The sequence below is a fragment of the Oxynema mangrovii CENA135 genome (genome assembly GCF_016632315.1).
GTDB classification, from domain to species: domain Bacteria; phylum Cyanobacteriota; class Cyanobacteriia; order Cyanobacteriales; family Laspinemataceae; genus Oxynema; species Oxynema aestuarii.
Genome location: NZ_JAEOXH010000004.1, coordinates 142,218 through 152,695 on the forward strand (window position 1 = coordinate 142,218; position 10,478 = coordinate 152,695).

The 10,478-nt window shown below is 53.7% G+C and carries 13 protein-coding genes, 1 tRNA gene and 1 other annotated feature; of the genes, 5 read left to right on the top strand and 9 right to left on the bottom strand.

The window, feature by feature from the left end; translation table 11 throughout:
• The first annotated feature begins 37 nt into the window (after positions 1-37).
• Positions 38-1,405, top strand: coding sequence for a D-alanyl-D-alanine carboxypeptidase (locus tag JJD41_RS24315; RefSeq protein ID WP_370583949.1), 1,368 nt, complete (start codon positions 38-40; stop codon positions 1,403-1,405).
• 171 nt (positions 1,406-1,576) lie between these two features.
• Here the strand turns inward: JJD41_RS24315 and JJD41_RS24320 are convergent, their stop codons facing one another.
• From JJD41_RS24320 to rplS, 9 genes are all read right to left on the bottom strand, one after another.
• The gene (locus JJD41_RS24320; RefSeq protein WP_200670461.1) at positions 1,577-2,581 is read right to left on the bottom strand and encodes a WD40 repeat domain-containing protein; all 1,005 of its coding nucleotides are present in this window, start codon (positions 2,579-2,581) and stop codon (positions 1,577-1,579) included.
• A 99-nt stretch (positions 2,582-2,680) separates the two neighbouring features.
• On the bottom strand, positions 2,681-3,073 hold the full coding sequence (gene rplL / locus JJD41_RS24325; RefSeq protein ID WP_168570435.1) for a 50S ribosomal protein L7/L12: 393 nt from the start codon (positions 3,071-3,073) through the stop codon (positions 2,681-2,683).
• A 73-nt stretch (positions 3,074-3,146) separates the two neighbouring features.
• A complete protein-coding gene (gene rplJ, locus JJD41_RS24330; protein WP_200670462.1) occupies positions 3,147-3,689 on the bottom strand; it encodes a 50S ribosomal protein L10 in 543 nt (180 codons plus the stop codon).
• Positions 3,690-3,815: 126 nt separating this feature from the next.
• Positions 3,816-3,982: a sequence feature (ribosomal protein L10 leader region), on the bottom strand.
• Positions 3,983-4,039: 57 nt separating this feature from the next.
• On the bottom strand, positions 4,040-4,756 hold the full coding sequence (gene rplA, locus JJD41_RS24335; RefSeq protein ID WP_200670463.1) for a 50S ribosomal protein L1: 717 nt from the start codon (positions 4,754-4,756) through the stop codon (positions 4,040-4,042).
• A gap of 82 nt (positions 4,757-4,838) precedes the next feature.
• Positions 4,839-5,264, bottom strand: coding sequence for a 50S ribosomal protein L11 (rplK, locus tag JJD41_RS24340; RefSeq protein ID WP_168570432.1), 426 nt, complete (start codon positions 5,262-5,264; stop codon positions 4,839-4,841).
• 17 nt (positions 5,265-5,281) lie between these two features.
• Complete coding sequence (gene nusG, locus JJD41_RS24345) at positions 5,282-5,920, bottom strand: transcription termination/antitermination protein NusG (RefSeq protein WP_168570431.1); 639 nt, start codon at positions 5,918-5,920, stop codon at positions 5,282-5,284.
• Positions 5,917-6,141 carry a preprotein translocase subunit SecE gene (gene secE / locus JJD41_RS24350; protein WP_200670464.1) on the bottom strand — a complete coding sequence of 75 codons (225 nt, stop codon included), beginning with the start codon at positions 6,139-6,141 and terminating at the stop codon, positions 5,917-5,919. Before secE ends, nusG begins: the two co-directional genes overlap by 4 nt.
• A 211-nt stretch (positions 6,142-6,352) precedes the next feature.
• Positions 6,353-6,425 (bottom strand) — tRNA-Trp (locus tag JJD41_RS24355).
• A gap of 107 nt (positions 6,426-6,532) precedes the next feature.
• Positions 6,533-6,895, bottom strand: coding sequence for a 50S ribosomal protein L19 (gene rplS, locus JJD41_RS24360; RefSeq protein ID WP_168570429.1), 363 nt, complete (start codon positions 6,893-6,895; stop codon positions 6,533-6,535).
• Between the two features lie 622 nt (positions 6,896-7,517).
• Here rplS and JJD41_RS24365 point away from each other — a divergent pair.
• The 4 genes from JJD41_RS24365 (at position 7,518) to JJD41_RS24380 (ending at position 10,271) form a co-directional block, all read left to right on the top strand.
• Positions 7,518-7,679 (top strand): hypothetical protein, encoded by a 162-nt coding sequence (locus tag JJD41_RS24365; RefSeq protein WP_200670465.1) that lies wholly within the window; start codon positions 7,518-7,520, stop codon positions 7,677-7,679.
• Positions 7,680-7,746: 67 nt separating this feature from the next.
• Positions 7,747-8,937, top strand: coding sequence for a homospermidine biosynthesis protein (locus JJD41_RS24370; RefSeq protein ID WP_200670466.1), 1,191 nt, complete (start codon positions 7,747-7,749; stop codon positions 8,935-8,937).
• A 196-nt stretch (positions 8,938-9,133) separates the two neighbouring features.
• Positions 9,134-9,349, top strand: coding sequence for a DUF3796 domain-containing protein (locus tag JJD41_RS25890; RefSeq protein WP_200670467.1), 216 nt, complete (start codon positions 9,134-9,136; stop codon positions 9,347-9,349).
• A gap of 334 nt (positions 9,350-9,683) precedes the next feature.
• The gene (locus JJD41_RS24380) at positions 9,684-10,271 is read left to right on the top strand and encodes an Hsp20/alpha crystallin family protein (RefSeq protein WP_200670468.1); all 588 of its coding nucleotides are present in this window, start codon (positions 9,684-9,686) and stop codon (positions 10,269-10,271) included.
• The last annotated feature ends 207 nt before the right edge of the window (positions 10,272-10,478 follow it).

Below are 10,478 nucleotides of genomic sequence, written 5' to 3' on the forward strand. Positions count from 1 at the left end.
CCCTAGTTTCGTGCAATTATTTAGCTCAAAAACCATCGTGTTTAGTCGTTTTACCCTCGCTCTCAGCGTCTGTTCTCTGTCCGTGGCGATCGTCCTCAACGGATGTACTGGTAACGATCCAACTGCTAACAATCCGACCACCGAAACACCCCCTACTCAAGCCGATTCAAATAGCCCGAAAGCTCAAGTTTCCGCCGCATCGGTCAATCCTCCCGAACCTAAACTGTTACTGGTTGCTCCCGACAATCCCGACCCTAAAATTCAAGCTCAAATCGAGCAGTATCTCGATCGCCTCGAAGCCCAAGGCTTCCCCAAAAGTAATCAAGGGATTTGGCTACAAGTCGATGGCAAACTGTTAGCTAACCATCAGGGAACCGTCCCCCTGCCCGCCGCTTCAGTGACTAAAATTGCCACTTCTTTAGTCGCCTTACAAAGCTTCGGCCCCGATCGCCAATTTGAAACCGTAATTAGTGCCACCGGACCGATTGAAAATGGGGTATTGCAGGGAGATTTAGTCATCGAAGGCGGACAAGATCCCTTTTTTGTTTGGGAAGAGGCGATCGCCCTGGGCAATACTTTAAAACAACTGGGGATCGATCGCGTTGCCGGGAATTTGGCGATCGTCGGCCCGTTCTACATGAATTTTGAAACCGACCCCATAACTTCCGGAAATTTCCTCAAACAGGGGTTAAATCGTCAGCTATGGTCCGCAGAAGTTGAAAATCAATATGCGACCCTCCCCCCAGAAACCCCCCGTCCGGAAGTAGCGATTTCAGGGGACGTTCTCCCCCTGAACGCGGCACCGCAAAACCGGGAAATCTTAGTGCGTCACTACTCGTTCCCGGTGGCAGAATTGCTCAAAAAAATGAACCTTTACAGTAATAATTTAATGGCGGATATGTTCGCCGAAGCGGTCGGCGGAGCCGATATCGTCGCCCGCAAAGCCGCCGAAACCGTGGGCGTTCCTCCTACAGAAATTCAATTGATTAACGGGTCTGGTTTGGGGGCAGAAAATCGCATTTCTCCCAGAGCCGCAACGGGTTTATTTTTAGCAATTTCACGCGAATTGGAACCCTACAATCTCACGCTTTCCGATGTCGTGGCGATCGCGGGTCGCGATACCGGAATCCTCGAAGATCGGCCCCTTCCACCCCTCGCCGTCGTCAAATCCGGCAGTCTCAACGATGTCAGCACGATCGCCGGAGTTTTACCCACCGAACAACAAGGAGATCTCTGGTTTGCGATTATGAATGGCGGCTACAATTTCGAGGGGTTCCGCCAAAGTCAAGAGCAACTTCTCAACAGTTTTGTCACCCAATGGGGAGCAGTCTCGACTTTACCGAGTAAGTTACAACCAAGCCCCTCCCGACAAACGAAAGGTTCGCGATCGCAAATCGTCAAATAAAGACAAAGCCATTGAAGAGGCATGTAATTAGGTTTCTTTGGACGACATAAAAGGGTGGTTTACTCATTGCTGTTACTATCCTTACTTGACTGAGAAACCCTTTAGAAGCCGTGTTTCTCCAAGCAACCCGGCTGCTGATGGAGTGGAGCGGCTGTCCCAATTCAAAGCTCCTCAAGGTGTGACGCGCCAGATTTTGATGGTGCGATCGGCACTGCCACTGACGAGGGTGCTGCCGTCGGGGCTGATGCTGACGGAGCTGACCCAATGCTCGTGTCCGGTAAGGGTTTGCCGCAATCGACCCGTCGCCAAGTCCCAGATCTTGATATTTGGCCCATTGATACTGACCAAGGTGCTGCCGTCGGGGCTGATGCTGACGGCGTGGACACTCCTGTCCTGTCCGGTGAGGGTTTGCCGCAGTTGACCCGTCGCCAAGTCCCAGATCTTGATGGTGTTATCCCCGCTGCTGCTGACGAGGGTACTGCCGTCGGGGCTAATGCTGGTGGACTCGATCCAAAAGTCATGTCCGGTGAGGGTTTGCCGCAGTTGACCCGTCGCCAAGTCCCAGATCTTGATGGTGCTATCAAAACCACCACTGACGAGGGTGCTGCCGTCGGGGCTGATGCTGACGGATTCGACCCCCACATCATGTCCGGTGAGGGTTTGCCGCAATTGACCCGTCGCCAAGTTCCAGATTTTAATGCCATCAAAACCATCACTGACGAGGGTGCTGCCGTCGGGGCTGATACTGACGAAAGTGCCACCACTGTCGAGGGTTTGCCGCAGTTGACCCGTCGCCAAGTCCCAGATTTTGATGGTACTAGCACTGCTACCGACGAGGGTGCTGCCGTCGGGGCTGATGCTGACGGACTGGACAATATCGTCATGTCCGAGGGTTTGCCGCAGTTGACCCGTCGCCAAGTCCCAGATTTTGATCGTGTTATCGTCACTGCCACTGACGAGGGTGTTGCCGTCGGGGCTGATGCTGACGGACTGGACAATATCGTCGTGTCCGGTGAGGGTTTGGGCGGCTTGGAACAGAGGTTTGCCTGCCAGCCAAGACAACACCGTGACGGGTTCGACGGCAGACCGACGAACCACCCACCACCCGCTCCCGCCGAGTAGTACGACCACCAGGAGATAGATAATCGGGGGAATGCCGCCAGATTTTCCAGACATCGGAACTTCCTCCTTAGAGTTGTTGAACAAAAATAGCGACGCAAGGTGGAGGAATGCGTCGCTATTTTTGTTCAACTCCGAATCAGTTGGCTACACAGCCTACTTGATGCTGGCTTTGGCGCCTGCTTCTTCAAGCTGCTTCTTGCCATCTTCGGCGGCTTCTTTGGCGATCGCCTCTTTGATCGGCTTCGGCGCGGATTCGACCATATCTTTGGCTTCTTTCAAACCCAAACCCGTCAGCGCGCGCACGACTTTGAGAACCGCAATCTTCTTGTCGGCGGGAACTTCTTCGAGCACCAAGTCGAATTCGGTTTTTTCTTCGGCTTCTTCCGCCGCACCCGCAGCAGCGCCGGGGGCCATCATCATCATGCCACCCGCCGGAGCAGCAGCGCTCACGCCGAAGGTTTCTTCAATTTGCTTGACCAGCTCGGAAGCTTCGAGCAGGGACAAAGTTTTCAACTTTTCCAAAATTTCGTCAGTAGCAGCAGACATGGATTGACTCCTTAGACAATGGTGTGGACTGAATGGTTAAACAAACGGACTCTCAAATGCCAAACAGAGCGATTCAGGCCGCTTCGCCGGAATCGTTGTCTTTGTCGGCATAAGCTTGAATACCGCGCGCAATAGAAGCAGGAACTTCCTTGACGCCGACGGCCACCTTGGTCGCCAGAGAATTGATCGCTCCGGCAATTTGGGCGATGAGTTCTTCTTTCGACGGCAGATCGCCGATCGCCTTGACTTCCTCTTCATTAAGCACTTTGCCTTCGAGGACGCCACCGCGAAGCACGGTTTTCTTCGTCGCTTTTTGGAACTCTCGATAGGCTTTGATGCCACTGCTGAGATCGTCTTTGAGCAGCAGGAAAGCGGAGGAGTCTTTGAGAAATTCCTCCATCGGCTGCCACTGCTCGTATTCGGCAATGGCGCGACGCATGAACGTGTTTTTGGTCACCACGCACGAGGCGCCGCTCTGACGCAGGCGATTGCGTAAATCCGTAATCTCCGCGACGGAGACCCCTTTGTAGTCGATGACAACGGTCATCTGAGACTCATCGAGGACTTCTTTGAGATTGCTAACAATCTCTTTTTTGTTTTCTAGCGTTCTTCCCACCCGTTTTCACCTCCTTTACTACAGGGAAATGTCCTTGCGAGGGACTGTCTTTCGAGCTTGGGAAGGTGCCAAGCAATGAAGATCCCACCAACGATCGCCAGTTCTGGCAGCCACATCACTCCCCCCTCGGAAAAACCTAAAACCCCGACTGTTTCAGAGCCGGGGTTTGCCTCCTACGCGATTCGATTCGGTCACGGCTGTGACTAGACTGGAATCGCGTCAGGAAGAGTTGACCTCGGCAGGGAATTAAGCCATCGGGCACCTGCTGTCTGTGGCTTACTCGTTTTCAGTTGTGGGATCGGATCGTGAGTTTCGACCTCCAAAGAAAACGTACAAAACTCAAAATTGGTTTAGGCGGCTTCGTGAGTCTTCAAGTCGCGCAGCAAGCTAATATCGACTTGAATCCCCGGCCCCATCGTCGCCGAAACATAAATGCTGTTCCAGTAACGGCCTTTGGCACCGGACGGACGGTTGCGGTCGATACATTCCTGCAAGGCTTTGAGGTTCACCAGCAAGTCTTCCGCACTGAAGGAGACCTTACCAAACATGACGTGGACGATCCCGGTGCGATCGGCACGAAATTCTAGTTTACCAGATTTGAACTCGGCGATCGCCTGTTCGAGATCGAAAGTTACCGTTCCCCCTTTCGGCGAGGGCATCAAACCGCGCGGCCCGAGCAGTCGCCCGAGTTTCGCCACTTGCGGCATCATATCGGGGGTGGCAATCAGTTTGTCGAAATCCATTTGACCTTTTTGGATTTCGTCGATCAACTCTTCCGAACCCACCAAATCGGCTCCGGCGTTGGTCGCTTCCGTCACTTTCTCGCCTCGCGCAATTACGGCTACGCGAACGGTCTGACCCGTCCCTTTAGGCAGCACGACGGTGGTCCGCAGTTGTTGGTCGGTGTATTTCGGATCGATCCCGAGTTTGATATGGGCTTCCGCCGATTCGGGAAATTTAGCTGTAGCGGTTTCTTTTAAAAGATTGAGCGCTTCGAGCGGCTCGTAAGGTCGATCCTCGACCTTCTTTCTCAGTTCTTGGACGCGACGCGATAGTTTCTTGGACATTTCTACTCTCCTGGGGTCGTTAGCGAGGTTGATGCCTCTCCCCCATTGAATGGGTCAATGTAAATTTTGCCGGATGGCTGTCTTAGTCGGAAACTGCCACACCCATATTGCGGGCGGTTCCTTCGACAATCTTCATCGCCGCCTCGATGTCGTTGGCGTTGAGGTCGGGCATTTTCGTCTGAGCGATTTCGCGCAGTTGGTCGCGCGTAATCGTGCCGACGGTTTGTCGGTTCGGTTCGGCAGCCCCTTTGGGAATTCCGGCGGCTTTACGAATCAGAACCGACGCGGGTGGAGTTTTGAGAACAAAGGTAAAACTGCGGTCTTCGTAAACCGAAATTTCGACAGGCACCACCAAGCCCGCTTGGTCTGCAGTCCGGGCGTTATATTCTTTGCAGAACATCATGATGTTCACGCCGTGCTGACCCAGAGCCGGGCCGATTGGGGGTGCTGGGTTGGCCTTACCCGCATCGATGGCCAACTTGATCACCGCAACAACTTTTTTTGCCATTTACTGTGTTTGCTGCTTCAACTTAATTTGCGAACTTGATTGAACTCCAGCTCGACGGGGGTATCCCGTCCGAAGATCGAAAGCAGTGCTTTGAGCTTGCTGCGCTCGGGACTGACTTCGATCACTTCGCCGTCAAATTCTTTGAACGGTCCGGAAACCACTTCGATTTTTTCTCCGGGCGCCAAATGAGTTTTGACGACGGGTTCGGCTTCTTCCCGTTGTCTGAAGATTCTTTCCACTTCGGAGTGACTGAGCGGTACGGGTTTGACGTGTCCGCGCCCTCGTCCGTACCGACGCTTTTGTTCGGCTCCGACAAAGTTAATCACATGAGGGGTGTTTTTGACAACCTGCCAGCTTTCATCGTCCATCGCCATCTGCACGAGGACGTAACCGGGAAAGATTTTTTCGTCGGTTTGCTGGCGGCTGCCATCTTTACGAATTTTGACGGCAGCACTCTGAGGGATCTCGATCTGGAAAATGCGATCGGCCACGTCCAGAGTTTGGATGCGCTGCTCTAGGTTGGCTTTCACCCGCTTTTCGCAGCCTGAAGCCACCTGAACGGCGTACCAACGAGGAGTGACGGACGCTTTGGTCGTTTCTTCCTCCATGTCTGACCGTTGAGGTGTGTTGTGCGAATCGTCCGAGGCAAAAGTCATCCGAATACCTGTGTAGCTGCCCAACCAAAAAATCGATCTAGAAAGTAGATTAAGCTTGCGGAGAGAACCACCATGAGAATGACGGCGGCAGATTCGCTGACGACTTGTTGTCGCGAAGGCCAAACTACTTTGGTCAGTTCTTCTTTGGTTTCCTCTAGAAATTTGACTGGGTTGAACCCGTCTGCACTCGCTTGCATCTGGGCTTCGTCTTTTTTAGCCACGATTTCCTGTTTCCCAAAACGCGCTTTACACGGCAGTCCTCGGGCAGACTTCGGGGCGATCTAACTCCCCAGCCTCGCCAAACCTATTTATTGCTCTTGGCAACCCTCGTCGGAACCACCCAGATCGAAATTCTACCCGAAAGCTGTCACCTCTGTCGATTCACCGACAGCCGCTTCACTTCCGGGTAGATGTTCTTGGGCGATGGTTCAGCGCGCCCTGGAGGACTTGAACCCCCGACATCAGGTTTTGGAGACCTGCGTTCTACCAACTGAACTAAGAGCGCACGGGCTGAATCAGCAATTTTGATTTCGCGACTCACCCAAAGTTATTTTAAGATGTAACTCGCGCTCGCGTCAACAGGCCACGGAAATTTTTGGCAAGGCTTGCAAGTTAGAGGGGGCGATCGAAGCGCTGTTTGAGACGGGTTTTCTTGCCGACTCGTTGGCGCAAGTAGTACAGCTTGGCCCGGCGGGCTTTACCGCGACGGATTACTTTGATGTAGTTGATCCGAGGGGAGTGCAGCAAAAAGACCCGTTCGACACCGATGCCTTGGAAAATACGCCGGACGGTGATCGTTTCGTTGATGCCCCCGTTACGCATGGCGATGACGGTGCCTTCGTAAGGTTGGGTTCGTTCTTTCCCACCTTCGCGAATTCTCACCCCGACTCTAACGGTGTCGCCGACGTAGATCTGCGGAAGGTCGGATTTGAGCTGCTCTTTTTCGATCGATTGAATAATTTCTTGAGCGTGCATAACCATCTGCCAAAGTCACGAACTTCCATTATAACGGGTCTTGCTTCGTTCAGTCCAGCGATTTCTGTACGACTCTGGCCGGAAGCGATCGCGGGAACGACGACAAAAAAGGACGCCGGGGATGACGATCGCCCGCTCCCGTGCATCGACCTGCACCAATGTTAAGAATCAATGTTAAATTGATAGAGAGGCGCGAAAAAATACCCATTGCTCCCCGGTAACGATGCTCAACCGCGCTCGACGCGATCGCCCGGTCGGCGCCTCGAACGACAATGACCTTTACATAGAGAGGTTGCATAAAAAACGTTGAAACTCCTTGCTCTGACCGGATATCCCTGGCGCTCCTTGTGGTATCTGGATATGCAGTTGAAGCGGAAACGACATTGCGACCCGGCGCTTTCGTGGACCGACCGTTGCGAGGCGCCCAGTACGATCCGATCGACCTGTAACGAGTAGTTTGCACACCCCGGTTTCGAGCCAGCCTCCGGAACACGCCACCGGAACGGCCTTGGTTGCAAACTCGGTCGATCGACCCAAGGCGATGAATTTTTAACGAAGTCAACGACTGTCGATCGCGCTCACCTAATTTGACGATCGACGAGTTGCGGCGATCGCCCCTTGTATGGCGTCAGTACGGCCCGTCACCGCGTACCGAGGATTCTCCCTAGGACAAAACTCCCGAGACGTGGATCGATGCAGATCTCCTAGGACAGTGACGACGGCGACGCGACAGGCGATCGCTCCCCGACTCAACCGCCGGATATTTCACAGTGGCGGCGGTTGAGGACGAACCCTAATGTTTCCTCATTGGGCTTGCTGTTGCTGTCCTCAGAAGATTCAAGAATCAAACCATGTCTAAATTTCACAGCCATCAAATTACCCCGACCCCCGTATCCGCCGATCTCAGCGTCGTCGATCTGATCGACAATCACTTCAGCGCTTATAACTCCGCACGGTTGCGCGAAATTTGCCACCTGCTCAGTCGCGACGTCCTTCAAGAAGGCGTTACCGTCGGCTTGACCCTCTCCGGCGCCTTGACCCCCGCCGGATTTGGTATATCGGCGATCGCCCCATTAATCCGTCACGGCTTCATCGACTATATCATCAGTACCGGAGCCAACCTCTACCACGACCTCCACTACGGACTCGGCTTAAACCTCTACAAAGGGAGTCCGTTCGTCGATGACGCCGAACTGCGCGAACAAGGCAACATCCGCATCTACGACATCATCTTCGATTACGACGTCCTTCTCGAAACCGATGCCTTCGTGCGGACCATTTTGCGCGCCGAACCGTTCCAAAAACGGATGGGAACTGCCGAATTTCATTACCTCCTCGGCAAATATATCCGCGAAATCGAAAAACAGCGCGGGGTCGAACATTCTTGCTTGCTGGCGACCGCTTACGAGTGCGGCGTCCCGATTTATACTTCCTCCCCGGGGGATAGTTCGATCGGGATGAACGTGGCGGCCCTGGCCCTGGAAGGCTCCGAACTCGTCCTCGATCCGGCGATCGATGTGAACGAAACTGCCGCGATCGCCTACGGTGCGCGAGATACCGGAACCCCAATTCCCGGCAAAAGTGCGGCGGTCATCCTCGGCGGCGGTTCTCCCAAAAACTTCTTGCTGCAAACTCAACCGCAAATTCACGAAGTTTTGGGTCTGGAAGAGCGCGGACACGACTATTTTATCCAAATTACCGACGCCCGTCCCGATACCGGAGGACTCTCCGGCGCGACCCCGAGTGAGGCGGTCAGTTGGGGGAAAGTCGATCCGGAAGAACTCCCGAACACGATTGTCTGTTATACCGATACGACGATCGCCCTGCCCATTCTCACCGCTTACGCGATCGCCCAGTGCGAACCGCGTCCGCTCAAACGACTATACGATCGGCGATCGCAAATGCTGACCAAATTGCAACTCGACTATCAACTCGCCAAAGCTCAAAAACCCCAAGAACGAGCTCAATCCCCCGCCGAACACAGATCCGCGCCCGTGGCGACTTATCCGTGTGGAACTCCCATCCGTAACGGTCACGGTTAGTGGGTCTAACTTGCTCCCGTCCGCCTGTCGATCGCCTCGACCCCTCCCGAGTTCGCGTGGCTGAAACTCCACTTTTTCGGAGGTGTCCGGGCGATCTCCTCCAATCGGGGGAATCGATTGGGCGAAGTGCGCCCCAAGGGCGAAGGGTTAGAATCGCGATCGATTCAGCAAGGTGAAAGTTACGGAGCCGATCGCGATGCAACCCCAACAAACCGAAAAACTCGGATATCTCGGATGGTTGGGTTTTCTCGGCTTGTTAGGTTTAGTCACTGGAAATGTAGGCTTGTTTGGGTTTTTTGGGTTTTTTGGCTTTTTCAAATTTCGACCTCATCCTCAAACTTGTAAGTCGCTAACGGAAACTCAGGTCAATTCGACCGAGCGAAATCAGTCCGAAAATTCTTCTAGAAATTAGCCCCAAAAGGATTCCAATAAGTATTCCAGAAGTATTCGACTATTTAAGATTTGGGTGCGATCGCGAAACAATCCCTCCTTTTCGAGCGAGAAAAAGGAGGGATTTTTAATGGTGGAGAGCATGGGAGACCGTTACAGGGGCGATGCAGGGGCGATCGCGCCGACGCGACGGCAAATACAACAGCACGATTACGGTTTGCCCCAATGTCGCCAACTGCCAGGGGTTTTATCGTAGAACGTAAGCTAATCGCACGAAGTCAAGATGACTTGCTCTTCGAGAGTTTATCTCTAAGCGGCGATCGCGTGCCTTTTTTACTTTGGGAGGTTGAATCTCAATGAATACTCAAATTCAATTAACTTCTCTGTCCGAACTCAATCAATTGCGGCGCCAATTAGAAGCGATCGCCACTCCCTCATCCCGTCGAGACCCCCGCGCGATCGCCGCCGATCCCCTCGTCAACCTCCCGGAAAAACCCGGCACCTGGCAACCGCCGATCGAAGTGCGAGAACGAGAAAATGATTTCATTTTGCGAGCCGAATTACCGGGGATTCCAGCCGCCAACTTAAACGTACAAGCGAGCCGCCACGCCGTTTTACTGGCCGGAAAATCCCCAGCCCGCACTTCTGCGCGAGGGGTGAGAACTTGGAGCGAATTCAACTCCGGCGAATTTCATCGGGTCGTCGTTCTCGGTACAGCCATTGAAGGCGATCGGATCGAAGCCCATTTGCAAGACGGTATTCTCACCTTAACCGTACCCAAACGCGGCAGCTCGACCCCAACCTCCTTTAAAGTCCGACTCGACGCCGCGCGCCCTAGTAAAGCGCCCGAAATCTCGACCCCGATCGCCGACCACAGCCCAACCGACACCCTCCCGAAAGTTGCACTAAACGAGGACATTCTCGGGGATTGGTGGTCGAATTAAACCCGCCCAACAAATAGCAACGAGACCGAGGCGATCGTCATATTCCCTTCTATAGTCCCCCGTCAACCTCAAAACCCGTCAGGAATTCCCAGAGAGTGATTAACTGACTTTGCGTTAACCTAGCGGTAGCAGGGCTAACCGACAATCAAGACCCGCGAGGGTCTTTTTGTCGCTACCTACTACCCCGGTGGGTAATACCGGGGTTAC